Source organism: Streptomyces sp. FXJ1.172 (assembly GCF_001636945.3).
Taxonomy (GTDB): domain Bacteria; phylum Actinomycetota; class Actinomycetes; order Streptomycetales; family Streptomycetaceae; genus Streptomyces.
Genome location: NZ_CP119133.2, coordinates 2,915,424 through 2,940,954 on the forward strand (window position 1 = coordinate 2,915,424; position 25,531 = coordinate 2,940,954).

Sequence of the window (25,531 nt, forward strand, 5' to 3'; positions counted from 1 at the left end):
CATCAGGTGATTCACTGCGTGGGCGGTCTCACCAGTCCCTTGCCGTAGGCATAACGCACCGCCTGTGCCCGGTCCTTGAGACCCGTCTTGGCGAAGAGATTGTTGATGTGCGTCTTCACCGTCGCGGTCGACACGTGCAGCCTGCGGGCGATCTCCTGATTGCTGAGTCCCTCGGCGATCAGCCGCAGAACCTCGGTCTCACGCGCGGTCAGCCCGTCGGGCGCCGGCTCGGCGGCTGGCACCGGGCCGGGCTCGGGCTGCGACAGCCGTTCCAGCAGCCGGCGCTGGACGCTCGGCGACAGCCCCGCGTCCCCCGACAGCACGCTCTCCACCGCACGCACGATCTCGTCACCGCCCGCGTCCTTGGTCAGATAGCCCCGGGCACCGGCCCGCAGGGCGGGGAACAGCGACTCGTCGTCCGCGTACGTGGTCAGCACCACGACCTGGGTGCCGGGATACTGCGCCCGGATCCTCCGGGTGGCCTCGACGCCGTCGCAGCGGGGCATCCTGAGATCCATCAGGACGACGTCCGGGGCCAGTTCCTCGACCAGTTGCACCGCCTCCTCGCCGTCTCCCGCCGCGCCCACGACCTCCACCCCGGGCAGCAGCCCGAGCAGCATCACGATGCCTTCCCGCACCACGGTCTGGTCGTCGGCGACCACCACCCGCGCGGGCTTCTTCTCCTCCTCCGCCTTGGTCATACCGGCACCTTCAGCGTCACCACGAACCCCTCCTCGTCCGGCCCCGCGTCCAGCGAGCCACCCAGCAACTCGGCCCGCTCGCGCATACCCAGCAGACCGTACCCGCCTCCGGATCTCGTGAGTTCGCCCGGCGGTCCGCCCGAGTCCCGTACATTCAGCGTCACTTCGTGCTCGCTGTATTCGAGCCGCAGTTGCACTTTGGCGCCCTGGGCGTGCTTGCGGACGTTGGTGAGCGCCTCCTGCGCGACCCGGCGCACGGCCTGGGAGGCCTCGGCCGACAGGGGTCTGCGCTCACCCGTGACAGTGACCTCGGCACCGTGGGCTCCGCTGACGAGTTCGCTCAGGAAATCCTCCAGCGGGGTCAGGTCCCCCCGCAGCGCGGACAGGGCCTGCCGGGTCTCCGCGAGCCCGTCACGAGCCATGCCCCGCGCGGCCACCACCCGCTCCAGGATCCGTTCGCGCTCGGCGCCGTTCTCGATCAGCAGCCGGGCCGCCTCCAGGTGCACCAGCTGCGCCGAGAGGCTGTGGGCCAGCACGTCGTGGATCTCGCGGGCGATCCGGGTTCGCTCGGCCAGCGCGGCGGACTCCGCCTCGGCCGCTCTGGCGGCGCGCTCCTGGGCGAGGAGCCGCTGCGCGTTTCCACGGGCTTCCGCGTCCAGCCGCAGGACATATCCGGCGAGGGCCATGCCCGCCACCGTGGCGGCGGTGGTCAGCCAGACGTCGTTGTTGAAGGCGGAGTACGAGGCCAGGGCCACGGAGGTCACGGGTACGGCCGCGGCGAGCGGCAGCCGCTCCAGGGCACTGATTCCGCAGCCGCACCAGAGCACCAGGGCCGGTCCTCTGAACCCTGTGGCCTCGGCGGCGACCGCGAGGGCCAGAAGCACGCTGATGAGCACGAGCGAGGACACCAGCCGGTGCTGGTAGGTGGTTCGGAAGAAGGCCCAGGAGACAACACCGGCGAGGAGCACCCCCGCTGCCGCGACAAACGCTCCTTCGATGCCCACGCGCTTCTGGTTGAACGCCCCCCACAGGAGCAGCGCGAGCACGAGCAGCCTCACGGCCCAGGCGAGCATGCGCCGGGGCCGGCTGACTCCCGCGCGGCCGAGCGCCTCTCTCGACGGCCAGTGCGTCCAGAGGTTTTCCGTCACACGCGCTCCTTCCGGGCCGACCGCATGCCGTCACCGTACGCCGGGGCAGGACGGTTCGCGGCGCCGAGAGACTGGGCCCGCCAGACCAGGATGCCGCCGCGGACCAGCAAGGTGGCGGCGAAGCCGAGCATCAGTGCGGCGCTGTCCTGGTGCAGGCCGAGCGCGCGGCCGAGAGCGAAGAGCCCGATCCGCAGGGCGATGCCCACGACCCATACGGCGCCGCTCGCCTTGGTGCTCTTGGTCCACACGACGCCGTCCTGGGCCCTCCAGACGCGGGTCGTCCAGGCCCAGCCGGCGCCCATGGCAAGACCGATGACCAGCTCCACCACGAGCAGTACGGCGGACTCGGCGCGGTGGTGGGCGTCGAGTATGCCGGGCTCGCGCACTGCGACGACGGCAAGGATCACGGGGAGCAGCCACCAACGCCGGTCTGTGTTGATCGCGCGGGCGCGGAACTGCCGCGCGATCACTATGGCGGCTACGACCACGATCACCAGCGCGTTGACGAGCCCGGACATCAGAGCCTCCGTGAGTGAGAAGGTCGAGATGGTGGTGCCGGAAGCAGGCGCTGCCGACACTTCGAAGCTACGGAAATTCGCAGGTCGGGGGATCGGAGCGGAGGTGGATCACGGGTGGAATCCTCACGCGGATCGTCTCCACCCACGGGTGTAGACCGTCGAGCGAGGGAGCGAGAGAGAGGTGTCGGGTCACGGACCGGGCGTTGGCCGAGGGGGCTGTGCGGCCGAGGAAGGGCATGCGCGGGAGCGGCGGAACACGGCGGGATGCCCGGCGGCGGTCCTGGACCTGGGGGGGTCTGGATCTGCATCTGGGTCTGGCTCTGAGTCCGAGCCCAGGACACACGGACCAACCGGAGCCGGAAGCCCGTAACCGGACGGGGCGTACGGCGCGGCAATGGCCGGCTCCGGACGCGGCCGCGCCGACAGGTGACGGGCTCGACGGCGGACGGCGGCCGCGCAGGCGTCCGCCGTCCTCGTCACGGTCGGCCCGCATGTGCGGATGTGCCGATATGGGGATATGCGGATATGCGGCATACCGACCTCGCCGGCCTGGACACGTGCCCCATGACCGCGGTCAGCCAAGATCCGCAACCGACGGACGCCAGCGGCCTGGGCCGGCACGCGATCAGCACTGCAGGTACAGGTCCGCACCGACGTCCACGGCCCGCTCGAACGCGCACCCAGCCGCCACCGCCGCTCAAACCGGCCCCGGAGCGGGCGCGGCACGCGAGGCCGATGGTCGACCCACCGGCCCAGCACGTACTCCCGGGCCAGTCTCCACGCCCTCCCCGGTCGGCCTCAGTGGCCCCAGCCGCCCGGGGCGAACCACCGGTCGGCGGAAGCCTGGCGCAGCGACTACGCGTCGATGCGCGACCGGTCGAGCGTCGCCGCCGAGCTGGAGATGAACTCCTTGCGCGGCGCCACGTCATTGCCCATCAGCAGGTCGAAGACCTGTTCCGCGGCCTCCAGGTCGGAGAGGTTGATCCGGCGCAGGGTGCGGTGGCGCGGGTCCATCGTGGTCTCGGCCAGCTGGTCGGCGTCCATCTCGCCCAGACCCTTGTAGCGCTGGATGGAGTCCTTGTACCGGATGCCCTTGCTCTGGAACTCCATGAGCTTGTCGCGCAGCTCGCGGTCGGAGTACGTGTAGACGTACTTGTCCTGGCCCTTCTTGGGCTGGACGATCTCGATCCGGTGCAGCGGCGGCACCGCGGCGAAGACCCGGCCTGCCTCGACCATGGGGCGCATGTAGCGCTGGAACAGCGTGAGCAGCAGGCAGCGGATGTGGGAGCCGTCCACATCGGCATCGGTCATCATGATGATCTTGCCGTAGCGAGCCTGGTCGATGTCGAAGGTGCGGCCCGAGCCCGCTCCTATGACCTGGATGATCGCGCCGCACTCGGCGTTCTTGAGCATGTCGGTCACCGACGACCGCTGCACGTTGAGGATCTTGCCCCGGATCGGCAGCAGGGCCTGGAACTCGGAGTTCCGCGCCAGCTTGGCCGTACCGAGTGCGGAGTCACCCTCGACGATGAACAGCTCGCTGCGGTCGACGTCGTCGCTGCGGCAGTCGGCGAGCTTCGCCGGCAGGGACGAGGACTCCAGGGCGGTCTTCCGACGCTGGGCGTCCTTGTGCTGGCGGGCCGCGACGCGCGTACGGGCGGCGGCCACGACCTTCTCCATGACGACGCGGGCCTGCGCCGCGGCGTCGCGCTTGGTGGCGGTCAGGAACGCCTTCAGTTCCTTGGTGACCACGTTGTTCACGATCCGGCGAGCCGCCGAGGTGCCGAGGACCTCCTTGGTCTGGCCCTCGAACTGCGGCTCGGCCAAACGCACGGTGACGACGGCGGTGAGGCCCTCCAGGGCGTCGTCCTTGACGATGTTGTCCTCGGCCACGCGCAGCAGCTTCTTGGCACGCAGCACATCGTTGAACACTCCCGTCACGGACTGCTCGAAGCCGGAGACGTGGGTGCCGCCCTTGGGGGTGGCGATGATGTTGACGAAGGACCGGACGGTCGTGTCGTAGCCCGTGCCCCAGCGCAGCGCGATGTCCACGCCCAGTTCACGGGTGACCTCGGTGGGGGTCATCTGACCGTGCTCGTCCAGGACCGGGACGGTCTCCTTGAAGGTGCCCTTGCCCGAGAAGCGGAGGACGTCGCAGACTGGCTTGTCGCTCGCCAGGTACTCGCAGAACTCGCTGATGCCGCCGTCGAAGCGGAAGGACTCCTCGCCCTTGCTGCCCCCCTCGCCCAGGCCGAATTCGTCACGGACGACGATCGTCAGGCCCGGCACCAGGAAGGCGGTCTGCCGGGCACGCTGGTGCAGGTTCTCGAGGGAGAGCTTGGCGTCCTTGAGGAAGATCTGCCGGTCGGCCCAGTACCGCACGCGCGTGCCGCTGCGAGTCTTGGGAACCTTCTTGGTCTTGCGCAGACCGCTCTTGGCCTCGAACTTCGCGTCGGCACCGTCGGCGGCGAAGGCGCCCGGCACGCCCCGCCGGAAGCTGATGGCGTGGGTGTGGCCGCCTCGGTCCACCTCGACGTCGAGACGGGCGGAGAGGGCGTTGACCACGGAGGCACCGACGCCGTGCAGACCGCCGGAGGCAGCGTACGAGCCACCGCCGAACTTACCGCCGGCGTGCAGCTTGGTCATGACGACCTCGACACCGGACAGGCCGGTCCTGGGCTCGACGTCCACGGGGATGCCCCGGCCGTTGTCGCGCACCTCCACGGAGCCGTCGTCGTGGAGGATCACCTCGATGTGGTCGCAGACGCCCGCGAGGGCCTCGTCCACGGAGTTGTCGATGATCTCCCACAGGCAGTGCATAAGACCGCGACTGTCGGTCGAGCCGATGTACATGCCCGGGCGCTTGCGCACGGCTTCGAGGCCCTCGAGGACGAGCAGGTGCCGCGCGGTGTAGTTGGAGCCGTCCCGGTCTGCTCCTGCCAGCAGCGCTGTGGACGGCACGGACGTATCGGCGGTCACGCGGTTCGCTCCTCGCTGAATTTCAGTTGACCCCTCTTGGGTAAGGGGGTGGCTTCAGTCGCCGCTCAGAGGGTACCGAGGCCTGGTAGAGCCGGTGTAACGCCACCCTCGTCTCAAACTCAGACTAGTCCAGGCTCGCATGCATGTTCGATCCCTCGATGGAGTGAAGCACACATCACGTTCCCTTGGAGGCATGAACCATTTAGGCTCCGGGCACGTCCTCATGAACAACCGGCAACCCGGCCGGGAGGACCTAAACACAACACCGCGCGAAACCGTAAGCACACAAGACACGCACTACGGCACATTCGCCGCCAACCGGCAGCAGACAGCCGCCCCGGAAGATTTTTTCGAGGAAAAGCCACGAGCGGGAACGTTTTCGGGCTGGTTGGATGTTGACCCTGGTACGACAGCTCGTCGAGCTAGAGAAGAGGCGACGTGACTACTGTTCTGACCCCCGCGAGCCCGCTGACGGCCGCCGATCGCTGCGACCGCTGCGGCGCCCAGGCATACCTGCGCGTCGTCCTGCTGAGCGGCGGAGAACTGCTCTTCTGCGCCCACCACGGTCGCAAGTTCGAGCCGGAACTCAAGAAGATCGCCGCTGAGATACAGGACGAGACGGAGCGGCTCACGTCCGTTCCCAGCACCGTTCCCGACGAAGAGCGCTGAATCTCGCACACACGACGAGCCAGCCCCGGCACAGGCCGGTGTACGGGCGGCCGCTCCCCGTTCGGGAGCGGCCGCCCGTACGCGTACCCACCGTCAGGCTCTCAGTGGCCCGTTGGCGCCCTGTGGCCCTCTGGGGTCGCATCCAGCTCCCGGGCGACCTCGGAGACGCGCGTATAGACCCCCGGGTTTCCGGGCCTGCCGCAGCCGCTCCCCCACGACACAAGGCCGATCAGCCGCCCCTTGGCCACCAAAGGGCCGCCGCTGTCACCCTGGCATGCGTCCGGGCCTCCGGCGGCCTCCCCGGCGCAGAGCATGCTGTCCGCCCGGTAGGTGCCCTCGGGACCGCCGGAATAGGCGCGTGCGCAGAGGTCGTCGGACAGCACGCGCACGTGTGCCGCGCGGAGCCGGTGCGTATAGGCGCCGCCGCCGGTCGTGTCACCCCAGCCTGAGATCAGGGCCCGGGTGCCCGGTGCGTAGGCCGGGTCGCCCGCGCGGGCCATGGTGACGACCGCGCTCTGCGGCAGCGGCTCAGCCAGCGTGAGAACGGCGAAGTCGCCGGCGTTGGTCGCGCTGTCGTACCCCGGATTGACCCGGGCGTCCCGTACGGCGATCTCCTCGCCCTGGTCCGCCAGGAGGTCCGTACGGCCCGCGATGACCCGGAAATCGCGCACCTGGTTGGGCGGAGATCCCAGGACGTCCTCCCCCAGGCAGTGGGCCGCGGTCAGGACGGTGGTCCGCGCGATCGCCACGCCGCCGCAGAACTGGCCCGCCCGCGTACCCCCGAATCGGTCACGGCTGGACAGCGCGACGGTCCATGGGGCTTGTGAGACGTCTATCGGAAACCCTCCGACCACCACGCTGTCGGCGGCCGCGGGAGTCGCGCTCACCAGGGGTATGACGGTCGTGGCGGCCGCCAGGACCAGCGGCCGGATCAGGGCCCGGACAACGGAACGGCGCATGGAGGATCCTCACTCTCGGGTAGTTCCGGAGAACCCAGAGTGATCCACCGCGCGGCTGCGCGCAGCACGAAGGCCCGGCTCCCACGCGGGGAACCGGGCCTTCGGTGCCGTTGAGGCCGCGGCCTAGTCGAGGTAGTCGCGCAGCACCTGCGAACGCGACGGGTGGCGCAGCTTCGACATGGTCTTCGACTCGATCTGACGGATGCGCTCACGCGTCACGCCGTACACCTTGCCGATCTCGTCGAGGGTCTTCGGCTGGCCGTCGGTGAGACCGAACCGCATGGAGACGACGCCGGCCTCACGCTCGGACAGGGTGTCCAGAACGGAGTGCAGCTGCTCCTGCAGGAGCGTGAAGCTGACGGCGTCGGCCGGGACGACGGCCTCGGAGTCCTCGATGAGGTCACCGAATTCACTGTCGCCGTCCTCACCCAGCGGGGTGTGCAGCGAGATGGGCTCGCGGCCGTACTTCTGGACCTCGATGACCTTCTCCGGGGTCATGTCGAGTTCCTTGGCCAGCTCCTCCGGAGTGGGCTCGCGGCCCAGGTCCTGGAGCATCTGGCGCTGCACGCGCGCGAGCTTGTTGATGACCTCGACCATGTGCACCGGGATACGGATGGTGCGGGCCTGGTCGGCCATGGCTCGGGTGATGGCCTGACGGATCCACCAGGTGGCGTACGTGGAGAACTTGTAGCCCTTGGTGTAGTCGAACTTCTCGACGGCGCGGATCAGACCGAGGTTGCCCTCCTGGATGAGGTCCAGGAAGAGCATGCCGCGGCCGGTGTAGCGCTTGGCCAGGGAGACCACCAGGCGGAGGTTGGCCTCCAGGAGGTGGTTCTTGGCGCGGCGGCCGTCCTCGGCGATGATCTCCAGCTCGCGCTTGAGCTTCGGCGCCAGCTTGTCGGCGTTGGCCAGCTTGTCCTCGGCGAACAGACCCGCCTCGATGCGCTTGGCCAGCTCGACCTCCTGCTCGGCGTTGAGCAGGGGGACCTTGCCGATCTGCTTCAGGTAGTCCTTGACCGGGTCGGCGGTGGCGCCAGCGGCGGCGACCTGCTGCGCGGGCGCGTCGTCCTCGTCCTCGTCGGAGAGGACGAAGCCGGCGCTCTCGGCACCCTCGGGCTCGTCGGCGACCTTGGTGTCCTCGAGAACCTCGTCCTCGAGAAGCTCGGCGTCGTCCTTCTTGGCCGTGGTCTTCTTGGCGGCCGTCTTCTTCGCGACGGTCTTCTTGGCGACCGTCTTCTTGGCGGTCGTCTTCTTGGCGGCTGCCTTCTTGGCGGGTGCGGCTTCCTCGGCGGAATCGGCTGCGACCGGTGCGGCGGGCGCCGCGGGGGCGGCCGTGGTGGCGGTGGCCTTCCTGGTCGTCACCGTCTTCGCCGCAACCGTCTTGGTGGCGGTGCGCTTGGCCGGGCTCTTCGCTGCGACGCTCTTGCGGGTGCGCTTGGGCTCTGCGGCACTGACCATCAGCGTCACACCCTCTTCCTCAAGAATCTGGTTGAGGCTGCGCAGTACGTTCTTCCACTGAGTGGCCGGAATCTGGTCAGCTTCGAAGGCCCGACGCACATCGTCGCCGGCGATCTGCCCCTCAGCCTTTCCCCGCTCAATGAGCGCCATGACAGAGACGGACTCGGCGATCTCCGGCGGGAGCGTACGGGATGTGCTGGCCGACACGAACAACCTCTCGGAACGTTGGAAAACGGCTTCCGGCACCGTCCACTGCGGACAGGAGCCGACCACCGGCCTGGGGATGGGCCGACGGCGCGGGCGGGGGCCGGGAAGATGCACAGCGCCTTTCATGGCGTCTGTATTCCCTCCGCGACTGTCACCTCTTAGGTCATCGCACTGTTCCCACGAGCGTTACGCCCAATCTGCGTGGCCCGAGTCACACCCCGTAAGCGGTCAAAAGCGGTCAGACACGGACAGAGGAGATCGCCTCCACCCTCGCTCACGGTCACACGTGGGACCAAGGCGGCCCGTCGCACCGCCGGACCCCGCCGATCCGCACAGGATCGGCGGGGTCCGGCGGCGGCCGGTACCCGAGCCCGGCGTCGACACGAGACCCACGAGAACCACGCTGTCGCCGCACACCGGCGACCGCACCGCCTTCGTCGCCGAGGTCAGTGCTCGCGCGGGGCGGGCACCACGCGTTCGACCTCGGGGTGGACGGTGAGCAGTTGACGCATGGCCGCCTCCGCGGCCGCGCCGTCGCCAGTGCCGAGGGCATCGACGATGCGCGCGTGCTGCGCGAGGGACGCCTCGTTCGGCCGATCGCATCCCGTGGCCGGGCCACCCGACACCTGGAGGGCAGCCGAGACGATCCCGGACAGGTGCTCCAGCATGCGGTTGCCGGCGATCTGGATGAGCAGTGCGTGGAACTCGTTGTCGGCGCGCGAATAGGTCAGCGCGTCACCCTGGGCCATGGCGTGGCTCATGATCTCTACCATGTCACAGAGGCGCTGCTGCACCTCCTCGCGCCCGTGCCCGGCGGCGAGACGGGCGGCGAGCGGCTCGATGGTCCAGCGCAGCTCGCTCAGCTCACGGCGCTGGTCGTCACGCTGCGGCCCGAAGGCCCGCCACTCGATGATGTCCGGGTCGAGCAGGTTCCAGTCGCTGACGGGACGCACGCGTGTGCCGACGTTCGGGCGGGCACTTACCAGGCCCTTGGCCTCCAGGACGCGGAGGGACTCACGGACGACGGTGCGGGAGACCTCGAAGCGCTGGCCGATCTCCTCGGGCACCAGCGGGCGGTCCGCGCCCAGGTCGCCCGAGACGATCATCTGCCCCAGCTGCTGGACGAGTTGGCCGTGCAGTCCGCGTCCGCGACTGCCCGCGGCACGCCTGCCGACGCGGCCCAGTTCCGGGTCCGCGCTCTCCCAGGAGGGTGTTCCTACGCGATCGGCCATGGGGGCCTCGGCGTAGGGGTAGCGGTCGAGTTCGCCCGAGCCGGCCAGACCGGAGTCGGAGGAGCGGGCGGCGGTCATCATGGTGTGCGCAAGGGTACTCACGGAACCTTTGTCGGCGCCCTCTCCAACTCCCTTGAGGTCTTTGGTGAAAAGCACACGAAAGGGTGATCGCTCACGCCGTCGCAATTGACGCCTTATCGGAAAGAAATGGCCGTTCTGCGGGGAGTTGTGCACACGGCGGGATCGGAAGCGGACGCACGCCCGTCACCGGAACCTGGTACGCAGCGTCGTGAACAGATACGCGCACAGCAGCGCCGCCAGTGACAACGCCAGTGCGCCGCCGACCGGTTGGGCGAGCACCCGCGCCAGTGCGAGCAGATAGCGGTCGCCTCCGAAGGGCCACTGCAGCAGGAACACCTCCCGCACACGCTCCGGAAGTCCGGCCGCCATGCGCTGGGCGGGCCCGTGCGTCGCCCCGTGCACGAGCGGGACCACGACAACGGGTACGGCGAGTACGGCGGCCAGGCCCCCCGTGGTGGACCGGAAGACGCCGGCCGCGAGAACACCCGCCCAGGCGCAGCCCAGGACGAGTCCGAACCAACTCGCGCCCAGCGAAAGCCAGTCCGCGGGAACTCGTGTCAGTTCCTGTCCGTAGACGATGTAGAGCGCTTCGGCGTCGCAGCCCACCGTGAGGAAGGCGAGCAGCACAGCGGCGGCCCCGGAGACGAGCAGTTTCGCGGTCAGCAGCCCCAGTCGGCGGGGCACGGTGCCGCGGTCCGCCGCGAGGGCGGGGTGGCGGAACTCGTCCCCGAAGGCCAGCGCACCGAGCAACCCCGCGGCGAGCGCAGCGGGCGGCAGCGGCAGCTCCCGCGGCCACGCGGCGAACAGCCGCGCCTGCGGGGTGTGGCCGAGCCGGGCCAGGAGTACGGCGATGAGTGCGGACACCGCAAGCACGGCACCACAGGTGACGAAGCCGACGCCGATTCCGGTGGCACGCCGGATCTCATACCGCACGGGGCGGAGGGGGCTGGGGCCGGGGCGTACGGAGATGGGAGGCGGGAGGGGGGAGAGGGCGTCGAGGGTGCCGTGGCCGGCAGGCTGGTCGGCGTGGGCGGTCCGTGGCCGGCGGATGCCGGGACTCCTGGCTCCGGGAAGGCGGGCGCGGAGCGCGGCGAAACCCGCTGCGGGAGCGCTCGTGCTGCGGGCCTGCGGTTCCACCTGAGACTCCTGGACCGCCACGACCGTGCCGTTCGATGGACTGAGGGCCGTGGCATCGGCGGTCCGCTCCGCCTCGGCTCCTGCGAGCAGCTTCACGGGGACGGCTCCCGCATTTGTCCCCTCGGCTCCAAGGAGCGCACCGCCCGGCGAACTGCCCTCGGCCGAGGTGTCCCGAGCTGTTCCGGTGTGCCGTGCCTCCGACCGGAGGCAGGGCGCCTCCCCGAGCGTTGACCGCTCGCCGCCCGTTGCCGGTGCCCGCTCCCCGGGCACGAGAGCGGCGGACACGGTCCGCACATCCTCTTGCGAGGGGCGACCGGGGATCACCGGCTCCGGCGCCGACGCATCCACTGCCGTGCTCTCCTGCCCGTCCACCGGGAAGCCCGCCGGCGTGGTGCCCCGATCACCTGCCGTGACGCCTGACGTCGTGGCCTTCGCCTCAACCGACGAGAAACCGAAGGCCACGGCGGCCTTCTTCGGCGCCGGCGGCTCGGACACCACGGTGCCCGATGCCGACGAGTCGAGCGTCGAGGTGCCCGGCTCCTGCACTTGCAGGCCGGGCGCCGCGGTCTCCGGCTCCGCCGTCGCCGACGCGGCGGCGGCATCGTGTGCGCGCCGCGCCCGGGGCTCGTCCGCCACGACGTCGTCCGCCTCCGCCGACGGGATGCCGGGCCCGATGCCGGCACCCGACCCCATTTCGCCGATTTCGTCGGCGAGTTGGTGGACGAGGATGCCGTGACGGAAGGCCGTCTCGCCGATGTCGGCGGTCGTGGAGCCGTACACCAAGAGGAGGTTGCCGTCTTCCCGCACGACCTCGACGGAGCGGCGCGCGGTACGGGCCTCCTTGGTGAGCAGGGTCGCGAGGCGCGCTGCGTGGGGGCTGCGGACGGCGACGCGCGGGCGCAGCCGGGTGCGGGCGAAATCCCGGGCGTCCTGGTCGGCCCTGAGCCGGCCGCTGTCGAGGGTGACGACACGGTCCGCCGTGCGCGCCGCCTCCTTGGGATCGGCCGTCGTGAAGACCACGGTGCCGCCCTGCTGGGCGTGGGCGCGCAGCATGTCGTGCAGCCATTGCGCCTCATGGGCGGACAGGCCGTCGGCGGGGTCGTCCAGGACGAGCGCGTGCGGGTCGGGCAGCAGGGCACAGGCCAGACCGAGCCGCCGGTCCATGCCGCGCGAGAGCGTGCCGAGTCGCTCCTCGCGCAGGCTGACGAGGCCGACCACTTCGAGCACCTCGTCGGCGCGTCGCACCGGTACGCCCGCGGCCGCGCACAGCATGCGCAGATGGCCGCGGACGGAGCGGGCCGGGTGCCCCGGTACGTCACCGAGGAGCACGCCGACTTCCCGCGACGGATGGGGGATCCGATGCAGGGGGCGCCCTCGGAAGTAGGTGATGCCGCGTCCCGGTTGGAGTTCGAGCATCAGTCTGAGCGCGGTCGTCTTGCCCGCGCCGGCGCCTCCGAGGAGCGCGGTGACATGTCCGGCACGCGCCTCGAAGGAGACGTCGTCGACGGCGGGCGGGTGCGCCTTGCGGGGTTGGCTGGTCAGTCCGAAGGCCTGGATCACTTGCAGCAAGATAGCGTGCAATGTCCGATTTTTCGTGTATTAGCGGATCTGCTCCAGCGCGTGCTGCGGCCGGACAGGATTCGGATCCGCCGTTCGACGTAGCCGGGGTCCGGCGCAGGCGGTCGGCTTGTCCGCCGCCTGCGCGGGCTGACCGCCGTACCTCTCAGATCTCGGGGCGCAGCATCGGCGGGTTGAGCAGTGTGGCACCGCCGGCCCGGAAGAGCTGTGCGGGCCGGCCCCCCTGGCGCGTGGTCGTACCTCCTGTGGGAACGAGGAATCCAGGGGTTCCGGTGACCTTGCGGTGGAAGTTGCGGGGATCAAGGGCCACGCCCCACACCGCCTCGTACACCCGCCGCAGTTCGCCGACGGTGAACTCGGGCGGGCAGAACGCGGTGGCCAGCGACGAGTACTCGATCTTGGACCGGGCGCGTTCCACCCCGTCGGCGAGGATCTGGGCGTGGTCGAAGGCGAGCGGCGCCACCGGCTCGCCGTCGCGGCCGTAACCGCCCTGCTGGAGCAGTTCCTCGACCGGCGCCCAGCGCGCGTTGCTCGCATCGCCCCCCGCGCGAGGGGCGGGCAGGTCGGGCGCGAGTGCGAGGTGCGCGACGCTGACCACCCGCATGCGCGGGTCCCGCTTGGGGTCGCCGTAAGTGGCGAGCTGCTCGAGATGGGCTCCGTTGTCCTGGACCGGGGCCGCGGGATCATGCGCCGTCAGTCCGGTCTCCTCCTCGAGTTCGCGCGCGGCCGCCTGGGAGAGGTCCTCGTCGGCCCGTACGAAGCCGCCTGGCAGCGCCCAGCGCCCCTGGAACGGAGGCTCACCCCTGCGGACCGCCAGCGCACACAGGGCATGGCGGCGCACGGTCAGCACGACCAGGTCCACGGTGACGGCGAAGGGCGGAAAGGCTGACGGGTCGTAGGGCATGCCGCGATCATAGTCGTCTGCCTGACGATAAACACTCCCTTCGTCGGTCGCATCGGTGGTGGTTACGCTTCGTTCCGGTATGGGGCGCGGGGCCGGCTCCGTCTTCGGTCGGTCACGTCGTACGAGGTCACACTCCCAGTTGCAGGCCGTCCGCCGCCTCCTCGACCATGGCGAGGCCCAGTCGGCTGATCCGTACGGCGAAGGGGGCGCCGGCGAGGCGCAGCCCGGTGAGGACGAGTTCGCCGAGCGGCGCGCTGCGCACCGGGCGCAAGGTGACCGTACGGGCGGGAGTGTCGGGGCGGATACCCGCGAGAGCCGTGAGCACCATGATCGCGGAAGCTGCGGCGGTGGCCGCCGGGCGGCAGGCCGCGGGGTGCGGGAGGGGAGCGCTCCCGGCGGAGCGCTGTTCCCCGGCGAACATCTCCGGCAGGCGGTGGCCGAAGTGTTCCGCTGCTTCTATCAGGCCTCTCAGCAGACCGCCTGCTTCCTTCTCGTATCCGGCGGCGGCCAGTCCGGTGACGGCGAGTGCGGTCTCGTGAACCCGGACGGCTCCGCTGCGGTGGCCGAACGGGTTGTGTCCGGGCTCCTTGGCGCTGAGACCGCGCAGTCCCCAGCCCGCGTCCAGGGCGGGGGTGCCGAACAACCGGGCGAGGCTTTCGGTCTGCACCCGGTCGAGGAGGCCCGGGGCGAGACGGCCGGAGCCGAGCAGGCCGGTGTCGAGCAGATGGACGGCGGCGGAGCCCAGACGGGACACGGGACGGCCGTCCGGTGTCAGGGCCGCGGCCGGGCGGCCGCCACCGTGCTCCTCGAGCCAGAAGGCCGCCCGCAGGGCCCGGGCCCACTCGCGTAACTCGTCGGCGCCGGGCCGGCCGTAGGCGTCGAGGAGATCGGCGCCGAGCAGGGCCGCCCGATGCGCATGGGCCTGCGTCTCGCAGCGGACAGGCCCTGCGGGCTGGGGATCGGGGAGGTAGGTGCCGTTCCCGACGGCGGACCGCAGCCAGGCGAGGCAGCGCTCGGCTGCGGGCAGCAGTTCCCTCGTCTCCTGCTCGGGCAGCCCCCATCGGCGGGCCTCGGCGAGCAGGACGGGGAAGAGCAGCGTGGCCTCCGTTCCCGTACAGCCCGGCGGGAGGTGCGGGCCGGCGTCGCGTCGTGGTCCGGGGATCATGCCGGTCCGTGGATCGGGGTCCCGGAGCTGAATGCGGGCCAGGGTGCGCAGTGTGCCCGTGGCGAGCCGGGTGCCGAGTGGCAGGGCCATGCGGGCTGCGGCGAGTGCCTCGGCGGGCGCCAGACCACAGCGCCAGGGCGCGCCTGCCGCGAGGTAGGTGTCGGAAGGGTGAGCGGGGTCGCGAAGGAGCAGAGCCTGGATGTCTGCAATGGCCTCGTTCAGCAGCGGGGTCACCCGGAGGTCGTCGCCCGTCGCCCGAGCGGGGGCGAGAGGGCTGGTCGTGGTCTGGCCCACGGCCCGCAGCGGGCCCGCGCGATCGAGCCGTACCCGCAGTTCCACGGTTGCCGTTCCGCCCGGCGGCAGTTCCAGTTCCCAGCGCAGCAGTCCGGCGGACGCCAGGGCGTCCGAGGGCGGCGGGTCGGCGGTGACGCAGGAGGCCACGCCGGCCTTGGCCCAGCGCAGGCCCGAGTCGTGGACCGTTGCCGGGAGTTCGGGGCCCGCTCTGCCGGAGGCAATGGTGGCGAGTTCCGCGAGATCCGTGCCGAGGGCGACCTCGACGGGCAGCCTCAGCGGTCGTGCGGCGGCGTTGCGGAGGGTGATCCGTTCGCTTCCCTCGGCGCGCCGCGTTCGCTCGACGACGACATCGGGATCGGGGCCCGCCGCCGGGGACGCCCACAGGGTGCCGACGAAGCGGGCGCTGTCGGCCCCGGTCATCCTGGCCTGCACGGCGAGCGGTTCGCGTCCCGCCACGCGGACCTGACACCGTGAGAGCAGACGCCTGCCTCCTCGGTAGAACCCGTCCAGTCCCCGGCCGGCCAGTTGTCCCAGCTCGCCGGAGATGGCGAGGCCAGGCAGGGCGACACAGATCAACGCGGCGTGGGTGGGCGGCAGTTCGGGCGCCGCTCGGCTGGCTGTCGCTGTGCGGGGCGACGGGGTCGGGGTGGGCCTGCGGGCGCGGTGGGGAGCCGGGGGCGCAGCCGCGCTGGGGCCGGCCGGGAGCGCTGACCGGCGGTCGAAGGGCAGTGGAGCGCCGATGGTCTCCTGTGCCCACGTGGCGACACCGTCGGGCGGGAAATGCTCGGGCCTGTCCCAGAGCGGCCGCTCGGCGGCGGAGGGCGCAGTCGACTGCTGGTGCATGGCGTGGCTTCTTCCGCTCTCGGTGTGCCTCGGACGTGCTGGGCGTCCGGTGGGGCGCCCCGGGAGACGACGGTCGTACGGCGGCAGGGCCTGTCCGGGCGTTCCGCCACTCAGGTGAACGGAGGGGGCCACGTCCGGGTCACGGGCCGTCTCGGGGAGTCCGGCTGAATGGTGGCGTGACGGACCGCCGAGGGCGCCGTTCAGCACGGTGGCGGCCTTGCGCCACCACCCGGTGCGCGGTGTGCCCGGGCACGCTCCGGGAGCACGCCGGCCTGTCCGGTGCACCAAGCCGGTCAGGCGGCCCAGAACCGCGCTGGCGCCACGGCGGCGGCACGCCCCGGATGCCATCGGACGGACAAGGGACGGGTTCATACGACGGCTCCGCAAGCGCCCGCCCACGCCGCTTCCGCCGGTGCGCCGCGGGTTTGCGCTGTGCGCGTCTGCTCGGCCGGGAGCCGAGTGCTCATCCGTCCCCCTCGGACTCGCGAAGGCCGTTCCCCGACGGCGCAGTACTGGTGGTGTCTCGGTCCGACGCACGCGTGCGCGTGCCGCCGGGCCGGGAGGGTTCTGCAGCCGACGGCTGGGGGCGGGCGCCGGCCGGGCGCCGTCGGCCGCCCGCCGCCCTGGCGCCTCGGCGGCCGTCGTTGCTGTCCGCTGGCCGCGTGCGGCGGCGTCGGCGCGGGCCCGTGGCCGAGCCCGGGCCGACGGCCTGGTCGTCCGCCCGCACAGCCGCTCCGGGCGCGATGCCGTCGGCAGCCGGGAGCGCGGGCTGGGCCGGATCCGGCTGCTGCCTGGTCTCCGCCCGCGCGCGGTCTGGGCGGTCCGCGCGCAGGCAGCGGCGGATCGCCTCGGGGTCGAGCCCTTCGTTGCAGGCCTGGTGCAGCAAGCGCGCGAAGAGGTAGTCGGGATCCGCTCCCAGGGCCATGGCCAGCGCCTCGCGGGCCTCCAGTTCGTCGCCTGTCGACCAGGCGACCCAGCCGACCAGGGTCAGCGGGGCCGCGGCGTGCTCACCGTACGGCCCGACGCAGCGGCGGGCGACGGCGCGCCAGAGTCGCAGGGCCGGGCCGGCCTCTTCGCCCTCCATCCACGCGGCCGCACGGTCGCGGGTCGTGCGGTCCTGAAGCCCGAGGATGAGTTTCGCCGCCTCGTCGTGTTCGAGCAGGTCGTCGTCGCGCAGATCCGCCGGGTGTGCGCCGGAGACGGGTGCCGCCGCGGCGAAGCGGTGCATGATCCGCGCGGCGAGGCCGAGGGTCTCCTCGGCCACCTCCGCACGGGACACCTCGTCGAGGATGCGGGGCACAAGAGTCATGCCCGCCGCGTCCAGCGCGACCTCCTGCTCCAGGGCCGCGGTGGTCTCCCAGGGCTGCAGCCTGGCACGCAACTCCTTGAGTGTGCCGCGCACCTGGATACCGGCGTAGGTGGCCGCGGCGGCCAGCACGGAGGTGCCGGGAAGGCCCATCGGCGAGCCGTCCTGGGGGCAGCAGCCCTCGAGCGGGCAGCAGTACGACCAGTAGCGGCCGTCCGAGATGCACAGCGCCTCGATGACCGGCACGTCGAGGTCGCCGCACTCGGTGCGCAGCAGCTGGGCCAGCCGCTCGAGCCGTCGTTTGACGTCCCGGCCGGACTCTCCAGGCGCCGGTTCCTGGCAGACGTAGGCCACCATCTGCTCCGGGCGGGAGCCCCGCCGCTCGCTGCCCTTGACCAGTCCCTGGGCCAGCTGGCGTGCGGCCGCCTCCCAGTCCTCCTCGTTCGCGGGGATGCCGAGGCGGGCCCGGCCGCCGAACCGGCCGCTGCCTTCGCGGTCGTGGAGGGCCACCAGCACCATGCTGTCCTCCGGGCGGTAGCCGAGCAGGTAGGGCAGGGCGTCGGCCAGCTCGGCCGGGGTGCGCAGAGTGACCTGCGTGTCGTGCGCGGACAGCCCGGTGAAGGGGTCCTGTCCGAAGATGTCGCCGTTTTCGAGGGGTCCGGTGGTTTCGCCGTGATTCGTCATGCGGAGACAATCTCGCGGATCTTGAGATTCCGCTTGCTCCTGTGGATAAGTCGAATCAGGGACACGACAAGGCCATCGCGGTTGTCCACAGCCCCGGCCCGGGCCGGCCCGGTTGTCGGTCCCGTCCTGTTGTATGGAACGCATGGAGCACACGAGCAACGCGGATCTCCGGGCGCAGGCGGACGCCGTCCTCGCCCGGCTCGTCTCAGATGCCACGGGCGGGGCCCGGCTGCGCGAAGACCAGTGGCGGGCGATCGAGGCACTGGTCGCCGACCGGCGCCGGGCCCTGGTCGTACAGCGCACGGGATGGGGGAAGTCCGCGGTGTATTTCGTGGCGACCTCACTGCTGCGGGCCAGAGGAAGCGGCCCCACCGTGATCGTCTCGCCGCTGCTCGCGCTCATGCGCAATCAGGTGGAGGCCGCGGCCCGGGCCGGTATCCATGCCCGGACCATCAATTCCGCGAACACCGAGGAGTGGGACGTCATCCAGGCCGAGATCGCGGCCGGTGAGGTCGATGTCCTGCTCGTCAGCCCGGAGCGGCTGAACAATCCCGACTTCCGCGACCAGGTCCTGCCCAAGCTGTCCGCGGCGACCGGCCTGCTGGTGGTGGACGAGGCCCACTGCATCTCCGACTGGGGCCACGACTTCCGCCCCGACTACCGGCGGCTGCGCACCATGCTGGGCGAGCTGCCACCCGGTGTGCCCGTGCTGGCCACCACTGCCACGGCCAACGCCCGGGTGACCGCGGATGTCGCCGATCAGCTCGGCACGGGCGGCGCGTCCGACGCCCTGGTGCTGCGCGGGCCGCTGGACCGGGAGAGCCTCAGTCTCGGGGTTCTGCCGCTGCCGGATGCCGCACACCGGATGGCCTGGCTCGCCGACCATCTCGACGATCTGCCGGGCTCCGGGATCATCTACACGCTCACCGTCGCCGCCGCGGAGGAGGTCACCGCCTTCCTGCGGCAGCGCGGGCACGCCGTGGCCTCGTACACGGGCAAGACGGAGAACGCCGAACGGCAGCAGGCCGAGGACGACCTGCTCGCCAACCGGGTCAAGGCGCTGGTCGCCACTTCGGCGCTCGGTATGGGCTTCGACAAGCCGGACCTCGGCTTCGTGGTCCACCTCGGCTCGCCCTCCTCCCCCATCGCCTACTACCAGCAGGTCGGCCGGGCCGGCCGTGGTGTCGAGCACGCCGAGGTGCTTCTCCTGCCGGGCAGGGAGGACGAGGCGATCTGGGAGTACTTCGCCTCGCTCGCCTTCCCCTCCGAGGAGTTGGTGCGGCGCACCCTGGACGTCCTCGCCCGGGCCGAGGGGCCACTGTCGCTGCCCGCCCTGGAACCCCTTGTCGAACTGCGCCGCTCCCGGCTGGAGACCATGCTGAAGGTCCTCGACGTGGACGGAGCGGTCCGCCGGGTCAAGGGCGGCTGGGTCGCGACCGGGCAGTCGTGGTCGTACGACACCGAGCGGTACGAGTGGGTGGCCCGGCAGCGCAAGGCCGAGCAGCAGGCGATGCGGGCCTACGCGTCCACCACCGAGTGCCGGATGGAGTTCCTGCAGCGTCAGTTGGACGACGAGGGCGCCAAGCCCTGCGGCCGATGCGACAACTGCGCGGGACCGCGCTTCACCGCCGACACATCGACTTCGGCGGTGGACGCCGCGCGGAGCGATCTCGACCGTGCAGGGGTCGAGGTGGAGCCCCGCCGCATGTGGCCGACCGGCCTGCCGGCCATCGGCATCGCGCTCAAGGGGCGCATTCCGGCCAGTGAACAGGCTTCGCCGGGGCGTGCGCTGGGCCGGTTGTCGGACATCGGCTGGGGCAACCGGCTGCGGCCGCTCCTCGCGGCCCAGGCGCCGGACACCACCGTGCCGGACGATGTGGCGCGGGCCGTGGTGGGCGTCCTGGCCGACTGGGCGAAGGGGCCCGGCGGTTGGGCTCCGGGTGTGTCCGACGCCCAGCCCCGGCCGGTGGGTGTCGTCACACTCCCCTCGCGGACCCGGCCCCGGCTGATCAACTCCCTGGGCGCCCGGATCGCCGAGATCGGCCGACTGCCCGTGCTCGGCTCCGTGGAATACGCCGACGATGTGCCTCGGGTGCCGCGCAGCAACAGCGCGCAGCGGCTGAAGGCCCTCGACGGCGCGCTGACGGTGCCGCCCGCCCTCGCGTCAGTTCTCGCCGAAGCCGATGGTCCGGTTCTGCTGGTCGACGACTTCACCGAGACGGGCTGGACCCTCGCGGTCGCGGCACGCCTGCTGCGAAGGTCCGGCGCGCGGGGGGTGTTGCCGCTGGTCCTGGCCGTCCAGGGCTGACCGCGGTCCGGTTGCCGCTGCCCCGCGCGCGGCGGGCGGACACCTCAGGCGTCAGCAGCCGAAGCTTTGGGTAGGGATATAAGCCACACACCTCCAGATAACAGTCGGTGGCCCCAATTGCTCGTTGCCGCATCCCAGTTCGACAGGAAGAATTGAGGTCCGCTCCCCGCACGGTTCGTCCGTGATCCGGTTGGGCTTTGCTGCGGTGCGCGCTCCCGAATCCGACCTCGCCCGCAGTATGGGCGCGTAGCCGAAGGGAGGAACGTGACCTTCGGATTCGCCTCGTCCTCGGCGGCCTCGTTGTCGACGCCCGCGTCCGCCGTTTCCGCCAGTCGCCTGCTCGAGCCGGCCGAATGGGCTTCCGCCGGAATCCCGCTGCTGCGCAACCCCCGTGAGGTCGTCAGCGGGCTGCATGCCCGCCACCGCCCGAAGCCGTCCACGGCGGTCGTGGCCGTGCTGGACCCTGACGAGCGGCTGTGCGCGAGCGCGTCGTTCACCCGCCGTCCGGCCCCGGCCGACGGGTGGATGTTCCGCAACGCACTGCTCGCCCAGCTGCGCCGGGTCATTCCGCACGACCTGAGACGCCGCACGCCGGTGCGCACGGCCGTTCTGCTCTACTGCCGCGAGGGCGATGCACGCTGGACGGAGGAGGACGGCGCCTGGATGTGGGGACTGCGCGATGCCTGCACACTGCACGGGCTGCGTTGCGGGGCATACATCACGCTGACCCACGACGGCTGGCAGGTACTCGGCGAGGGGCGTGGCGGACGCCGCCCCAACGCCGACTCCCCACCTGAGCCGTTCGCGCTGTCGGAGACCCCGACGCTCGTGCCACGCACCGGCGGGCCGGTCTCGGAGGTCCTGCGCCGCGCGGCGGCCCGCTGAAGGTCACGGCGCCGGACCGGGCCGTACGCCTCGGACGTACGCCTTCTGCCCGGTGCCGACACCGGCGCACTGATGGCGAACCGGCCACCGGCACCGTCCGCCCGTCCAGGCGGACAAGGGAGCAAAGGTGCAAGCAAGCAGCCGTCTGCGCCGTACCCGGCGGCCGTACGAGATCCGCTCCAAGAGCGCCCTCGGCAGGCTGCTCACCGCGGCTCCCGGGCCGGACCGCGTACGCATTGCGGTGACGGTCCCCGGCCGGCACGGGCCGGCGCTCGCTCTCCGCCCCGGGCACCGGCCGGGAAGCCGTCCCGAGCGGAAGGGCCACCCGTCATCCGGGCATGGCAAAAGCCACTCCGTGCGGATTCCGCCGGATCGACTCTTGTGTCACCCCGGTGCCCCGCGACGCCGGGCGCGGCTCAGACGCCGGCGCCCAGCAGCGTGTTGATCTGCTGCGGGTCGCCGCAGACGATCAGCAGGGCACCGGCCCGGGCGTGGGCCAGCGGAAGGGCAGAGGCAGCGGCGGAGTCCGATCCTCCGTTGACAGCCACGACCACCACGGGGCGGGACGCGGCACGGGAGGCGATGGCGGCGTCCGTGTAGAAGACGTCGTCACCGGCGTCGTGCTGCGCCCAGTAGGAGGCTTCACCGAAGGACAGCTCGTGCTCGGCCCACGGGTGCTGGGCACCAGTGGTGATCACGAGCACGTCGCCGGGGGCACGACCCGAGTCCAGGAGCAGGTCCACCGCCTCCTCGGCGGCGTCGAGCGCACCCTCGGGCGAAGCCGGGATCAGCTGGATCTGCGGGGTGACCACCGAAGCGGCGGGAGCGGCCGGGCCGGAGGGGCCAGGCTTGGCCGGAGCCACGTCACGCGGCGTGCGCTGCACCGGCGACGCGGGCCGCGGAGGGCCGGGACGACCGGGGCGGGACGGAGCCGCGGGGCGGGGGCCGGGTACGGGGCGAGGGGTCGGCGCGGTACGGCCGCTGGCCGGCGTAGCGCGGGGACCCTGGGCACTCTCGTGAATCTGAGGCTCCTCGGGAAGGAGAGGCATGAGCTGATATTTATCAAACATTGGTGCGGTGCGGGTGACCGGGTGGCACATCAGTGCGATCGGAACCGTCAAAAATCGAAGCCGAGCTGACCCTCGATTTCCGGAACGCCTCCGTCCGCCCAGCTGCGGACCTTCTTGAGGTGCCGCCACTGAGGCAACGCATCAAGATACGCCCACGACAAGCGGTGGTGCGGGGTGGGCCCCCGCTCCTCCAGTGCGGTCTTGTGCACGGGCGACGGATACCCGGCGTTGTCCGCAAATCCGAAGTCTGCATGGTCGATACCCAGTTCGGCCATCATTTTGTCGCGCTGAACCTTCGCGATCACCGACGCCGCGGCGACGGCCACGCACGACCGATCTCCCTTGATCACCGTGCGGACCTTCCAGGGGGCGCCGAGATAGTCGTGCTTCCCATCGAGGATGACGGCGTCGGGGCGGACCGGCAGGGCGTCCAGGGCGCGGACCGCGGCGAGCCGCAGCGCGGCCGTCATCCCCAGTTCGTCGATCTCCTCGGGGGAAGCATGCCCCAGGGCGTAGGCCGTCACCCACGCCTGGAGGACCTCGGCCAGTTCCGTACGACGTTTGACGGTCAGCAGCTTGGAGTCAGTCAGACCCTCGGGCGCGCGACGCAGTCCGGTGATCGCGGCACAGACGGTGACCGGTCCGGCCCAGGCGCCGCGCCCCACCTCGTCGACACCGGCGATGACCTTCGCTCCGGTCGTGGCGCGCAGGGAGCGCTCGACAGTGTGAGTAGGCGGTTCATACGGCATGGCGCCCTTAGCGTACGCCGCCGGGATCGTCCGGCGACACCCTGGTCGCCCGAGCGCCGCGCAGATCACCGGAGCGTGGGATCAGACCTCATGGGGCCGCAGCAGCGGGAGCATCAGCTGGTCGACCATCTCCTCGAGATCCTGGTCGCTCCATTCGCTCCCGCACATCTTCGAGCGGTACATCATCATGGCGGGGATGACGTCGAAGACATAGCCGTTGGCTGCGTCCGAGCGAACCTCTCCCCGGTCTATTCCGCGAGTGATGACCTCACGGAGCAGCATGACGGTCGGCTCGACGACGCCTCCGACGATCACTTCCTGGAAGCGCTCCGCCTGCGCTTCGTCGCACTCGTGAATCACCGCACGCAGAGCGATACCAGGAGGCGAGTACATGATCTCCCGCACCTGCCGGCACAGGGTGAGAAGGTCCTCGCGCACACTTCCGAGGTCCGGGGCCGTCTCGACGCGGGGCATTCCCGCCACCAGTGCGTCCGCGACGAGGTCCTCCTTGCAGGGCCAGCGGCGGTACACCGCGGCCTTGCCGGTCTGGGCTCCGGCCGCGACACCTTCCATGGTCAGGCCTTTCCAGCCGACCGCGCCGAGCTGCTCCAGAGCGGCGTCCAGGATCGCGCGCTCCAGCACCACTCCGCGCCGACGAGGAGGAGCCGCCTGGGGAGGACCGGCCGTCCAGCGCGAGGTAACCATCTGTGTTCTCCAACGTGCAAGGAAAGCGGGGGATTCCGGGGCGGGGGCGCCACGCCGCAGCTTCGGGGGACACGAGGCGGCGCACCCGATTAAGTGAACGCTTGCGTTCACTCTTGGGGACTCACTACCGTGGGGGCGAAAGTGAACGCGAGCGTTCACTAACGCCTTTATGGGGGACCCATAGTGACGACCTCTCAGCTGCTCCAGGATCCAAAACCGGGCGTGGCCCGCCGGGCGGGGCATCCCGGCATCGCACTCACCGTCATCGCGGCGTGCCAACTCATGGTGGTACTCGACGCGACGATTGTGAACATCGCGCTCCCGCACATTCAAGATGCGCTCAAATTCAGCACGACCGACCTGACTTGGGTGGTGAGCGCCTACACGCTCACGTTCGGCGGCCTGCTGCTGCTCGGTGCGCGGGCCGGCGACATCCTCGGCCGTCGCCGGGTGTTCATCACGGGCATCCTGCTGTTCACCTTCGCCTCGCTGCTTGGCGGCCTTGCCCAGGAACCCTGGCAGCTGCTGGCCGCACGGGCCCTGCAGGGTGTGGGCGGCGCAATAGCCTCGCCCACATCGCTGGCGCTGATCACCACGACCTTCCCCGAAGGCCCGGAACGCAACCGGGCCTTCGGTGTGTTCGCCGCCGTCTCGGCAGGCGGCGGTGCGATCGGTCTGCTCGCGGGCGGCATGCTCACCGACTGGCTGGACTGGCGGTGGGTGCTCTTCGTCAACGTGCCCATCGGTGTGCTGATCGCCACGCTCGCGCCGCTGTACATCAGTGAGTCCGAGCGGCATCCGGGGCGCTTCGACATCACGGGCGCGCTGACGTCGACAGTGGGCATGGCCGCGCTGGTGTACGGATTCATCCGCGCCGCGGAGGACGGCTGGCGCGACAAGCTCACGCTCGGCTCGTTCGGCGTGGCCGTGGTACTGCTGCTCGCCTTCGTCCTCACCGAGACACGGGCGAAGGAACCGATCACCCCGCTCAAGATGTTCGCGGACCGCAACCGCTGGGGCACATACGTGATCATGCTGAGCCTGTCCGCGGCCATGTTCGGCATGTTCTTCTACATCGTGCTGTTCGTGCAGGACGTGCTGGGCTACAGCGCCATCAAGGCCGGTGTGGCCTTCCTCCCGGTGACGGTCGCGATCGCGGTCGGTGCGGGCCTGTCGCAGGCCTTGCTCCCGAAGCTCGGCCCCAAGCCGTTCATGGCGGTCGGCACGGCGCTCGTGGTGGTCGGGCTGGCCTGGCAGGCGTTCATCCGGCCGGACAGCTCCTATCTCGGCGGGGTGCTCGGGCCGATGCTGGTGTTCGGATTCGGCATGGGATTGAACTTCGTGACGGCCACAGTGACGGCGGTGTCGGGCGTCGCCCAGCACGAGGCCGGTGCGGCGTCCGGTCTGCTGAACGCCATGCAGCAGGTGGGCGGTTCGCTGGGGCTGTCCATCCTGACGACCGTTTTCGGCTCGGCCAGCAAGGACGAGGCGAAGAAGCAGCTGCCCAAGTTCCTCGCCAACGGCTCGCCGGAGCAGAAGGCGCAGTTCGCCAAGACGCACCAGCTGCCCGCGCCCTGGGGACACGACGTGCTCGCCCACGGCATCTCCACCGCCTTCGTGCCGGCCGCCGCGATGGCCGCGCTGGCGTTCGTCACCGCCTGGCTGGTGCTCAGGGTCCGCAAGAGCGATCTCGAATCCCTCTCCGGCATGGCGGGCCCGGGCGTGGGCTGACCGCCACCGGGCCCTGCGAAGCCGCGGCCGGCCGGACCGCCGCCTGGGGACGGACAGCGCACGCGTCGGTCCGGCCGGCCGCACCACAGCCACGAGCGCCCGCACGAGACCCAGGAGGCACACCACCACGAGAAGCGGCTCCCGCGACACCGACGCCATCACGCACCCCCTCCGAACCGCACTCCGGTCCGCGTCCTCCGGTACACCGCCGGACACCGAA

General features: G+C 71.0%; 18 protein-coding genes. 4 read left to right on the forward strand and 14 right to left on the reverse strand.

All coding sequences use genetic code 11. From position 1 onward, the window contains the following. Positions 1-11: 11 nt before the first annotated feature. The 4 genes from A6P39_RS12860 to A6P39_RS12875 all read right to left on the reverse strand — a co-directional run bounded on the left by A6P39_RS12860 (position 12) and on the right by A6P39_RS12875 (position 5,346). Positions 12-701 (reverse strand): response regulator transcription factor, encoded by a 690-nt coding sequence (locus A6P39_RS12860; protein WP_067054764.1) that lies wholly within the window; start codon positions 699-701, stop codon positions 12-14. Then, positions 698-1,849: a sensor histidine kinase gene (locus A6P39_RS12865; RefSeq protein ID WP_067054767.1), complete on the reverse strand. Its 1,152-nt coding sequence runs from the start codon at positions 1,847-1,849 to the stop codon at positions 698-700. The genes A6P39_RS12860 and A6P39_RS12865 overlap by 4 nt, the downstream gene beginning before the upstream one ends. Further along, complete coding sequence (locus tag A6P39_RS12870; protein WP_067054769.1) at positions 1,846-2,367, reverse strand: CcdC protein domain-containing protein; 522 nt, start codon at positions 2,365-2,367, stop codon at positions 1,846-1,848. Before A6P39_RS12870 ends, A6P39_RS12865 begins: the two co-directional genes overlap by 4 nt. An 855-nt stretch (positions 2,368-3,222) precedes the next feature. Next, positions 3,223-5,346, reverse strand: coding sequence for a DNA gyrase/topoisomerase IV subunit B (locus tag A6P39_RS12875; protein WP_067054771.1), 2,124 nt, complete (start codon positions 5,344-5,346; stop codon positions 3,223-3,225). A gap of 438 nt (positions 5,347-5,784) precedes the next feature. On the opposite strand from A6P39_RS12875, the gene A6P39_RS12880 reads away from it, so the two are divergent. Beyond that, a complete protein-coding gene (locus A6P39_RS12880; protein ID WP_067054774.1) occupies positions 5,785-6,015 on the forward strand; it encodes a DUF7455 domain-containing protein in 231 nt (76 codons plus the stop codon). A gap of 101 nt (positions 6,016-6,116) precedes the next feature. Here the strand turns inward: A6P39_RS12880 and A6P39_RS12885 are convergent, their stop codons facing one another. The 7 genes from A6P39_RS12885 to A6P39_RS12915 all read right to left on the reverse strand — a co-directional run bounded on the left by A6P39_RS12885 (position 6,117) and on the right by A6P39_RS12915 (position 17,863). After that, on the reverse strand, positions 6,117-6,974 hold the full coding sequence (locus A6P39_RS12885; protein ID WP_067054777.1) for a serine protease: 858 nt from the start codon (positions 6,972-6,974) through the stop codon (positions 6,117-6,119). 123 nt (positions 6,975-7,097) lie between these two features. Continuing rightward, positions 7,098-8,639, reverse strand: coding sequence for an RNA polymerase sigma factor (locus tag A6P39_RS12890; protein ID WP_067054943.1), 1,542 nt, complete (start codon positions 8,637-8,639; stop codon positions 7,098-7,100). A gap of 446 nt (positions 8,640-9,085) precedes the next feature. Then, positions 9,086-9,973: a FadR/GntR family transcriptional regulator gene (locus tag A6P39_RS12895; RefSeq protein WP_067054780.1), complete on the reverse strand. Its 888-nt coding sequence runs from the start codon at positions 9,971-9,973 to the stop codon at positions 9,086-9,088. 162 nt (positions 9,974-10,135) lie between these two features. Continuing rightward, positions 10,136-12,649: an ABC transporter ATP-binding protein gene (locus A6P39_RS12900; protein WP_067054783.1), complete on the reverse strand. Its 2,514-nt coding sequence runs from the start codon at positions 12,647-12,649 to the stop codon at positions 10,136-10,138. Between the two features lie 163 nt (positions 12,650-12,812). After that, the gene (locus A6P39_RS12905; protein ID WP_067054786.1) at positions 12,813-13,571 is read right to left on the reverse strand and encodes an NUDIX hydrolase; all 759 of its coding nucleotides are present in this window, start codon (positions 13,569-13,571) and stop codon (positions 12,813-12,815) included. 127 nt (positions 13,572-13,698) lie between these two features. Then, positions 13,699-15,873 carry an amylo-alpha-1,6-glucosidase gene (locus A6P39_RS12910; RefSeq protein WP_234379226.1) on the reverse strand — a complete coding sequence of 725 codons (2,175 nt, stop codon included), beginning with the start codon at positions 15,871-15,873 and terminating at the stop codon, positions 13,699-13,701. Between the two features lie 463 nt (positions 15,874-16,336). Beyond that, positions 16,337-17,863 carry a DUF4192 domain-containing protein gene (locus tag A6P39_RS12915; RefSeq protein ID WP_067054789.1) on the reverse strand — a complete coding sequence of 509 codons (1,527 nt, stop codon included), beginning with the start codon at positions 17,861-17,863 and terminating at the stop codon, positions 16,337-16,339. A gap of 142 nt (positions 17,864-18,005) precedes the next feature. On the opposite strand from A6P39_RS12915, the gene A6P39_RS12920 reads away from it, so the two are divergent. Together A6P39_RS12920 and A6P39_RS12925 are read left to right on the forward strand one after the other, a co-directional pair. After that, positions 18,006-20,171 (forward strand): RecQ family ATP-dependent DNA helicase, encoded by a 2,166-nt coding sequence (locus tag A6P39_RS12920; RefSeq protein ID WP_067054793.1) that lies wholly within the window; start codon positions 18,006-18,008, stop codon positions 20,169-20,171. A gap of 264 nt (positions 20,172-20,435) precedes the next feature. Continuing rightward, complete coding sequence (locus A6P39_RS12925) at positions 20,436-21,056, forward strand: hypothetical protein (RefSeq protein WP_067054796.1); 621 nt, start codon at positions 20,436-20,438, stop codon at positions 21,054-21,056. A gap of 416 nt (positions 21,057-21,472) precedes the next feature. On the opposite strand, the gene A6P39_RS12930 is transcribed toward A6P39_RS12925, so the two are convergent. From A6P39_RS12930 to A6P39_RS12940, 3 genes are all read right to left on the reverse strand, one after another. Then, positions 21,473-22,105, reverse strand: a complete 633-nt coding sequence (locus A6P39_RS12930; protein WP_079133787.1) for a hypothetical protein — start codon at positions 22,103-22,105, stop codon at positions 21,473-21,475. A gap of 68 nt (positions 22,106-22,173) precedes the next feature. Continuing rightward, positions 22,174-22,875 (reverse strand): ribonuclease HII, encoded by a 702-nt coding sequence (locus A6P39_RS12935; protein WP_067054802.1) that lies wholly within the window; start codon positions 22,873-22,875, stop codon positions 22,174-22,176. 81 nt (positions 22,876-22,956) lie between these two features. After that, a complete protein-coding gene (locus tag A6P39_RS12940) occupies positions 22,957-23,580 on the reverse strand; it encodes a TetR/AcrR family transcriptional regulator (RefSeq protein WP_079133788.1) in 624 nt (207 codons plus the stop codon). A gap of 183 nt (positions 23,581-23,763) precedes the next feature. On the opposite strand from A6P39_RS12940, the gene A6P39_RS12945 reads away from it, so the two are divergent. Beyond that, complete coding sequence (locus A6P39_RS12945; RefSeq protein WP_107304522.1) at positions 23,764-25,311, forward strand: MFS transporter; 1,548 nt, start codon at positions 23,764-23,766, stop codon at positions 25,309-25,311. Positions 25,312-25,531 lie beyond the last annotated feature (220 nt).

Excerpts from the sequence above, each read along its gene's own strand:
- A6P39_RS12885 (WP_067054777.1), bottom strand. The coding sequence starts at position 6,974 with ATGCGCCGTTCCGTTGTCCGGGCCCTGATCCGGCCGCTGGTCCTGGCG.
- A6P39_RS12860 (WP_067054764.1), bottom strand. The coding sequence starts at position 701 with ATGACCAAGGCGGAGGAGGAGAAGAAGCCCGCGCGGGTGGTGGTCGCC.
- A6P39_RS12905 (WP_067054786.1), bottom strand. The coding sequence starts at position 13,571 with ATGCCCTACGACCCGTCAGCCTTTCCGCCCTTCGCCGTCACCGTGGAC.
- A6P39_RS12940 (WP_079133788.1), bottom strand. The coding sequence starts at position 23,580 with ATGGTTACCTCGCGCTGGACGGCCGGTCCTCCCCAGGCGGCTCCTCCT.
- A6P39_RS12920 (WP_067054793.1), top strand. The coding sequence starts at position 18,006 with ATGGAGCACACGAGCAACGCGGATCTCCGGGCGCAGGCGGACGCCGTC.
- A6P39_RS12915 (WP_067054789.1), bottom strand. The coding sequence starts at position 17,863 with ATGACGAATCACGGCGAAACCACCGGACCCCTCGAAAACGGCGACATC.
- A6P39_RS12870 (WP_067054769.1), bottom strand. The coding sequence starts at position 2,367 with ATGTCCGGGCTCGTCAACGCGCTGGTGATCGTGGTCGTAGCCGCCATA.
- A6P39_RS12910 (WP_234379226.1), bottom strand. The coding sequence starts at position 15,873 with ATGCACCAGCAGTCGACTGCGCCCTCCGCCGCCGAGCGGCCGCTCTGG.
- A6P39_RS12935 (WP_067054802.1), bottom strand. The coding sequence starts at position 22,875 with ATGCCGTATGAACCGCCTACTCACACTGTCGAGCGCTCCCTGCGCGCC.
- A6P39_RS12930 (WP_079133787.1), bottom strand. The coding sequence starts at position 22,105 with ATGCCTCTCCTTCCCGAGGAGCCTCAGATTCACGAGAGTGCCCAGGGT.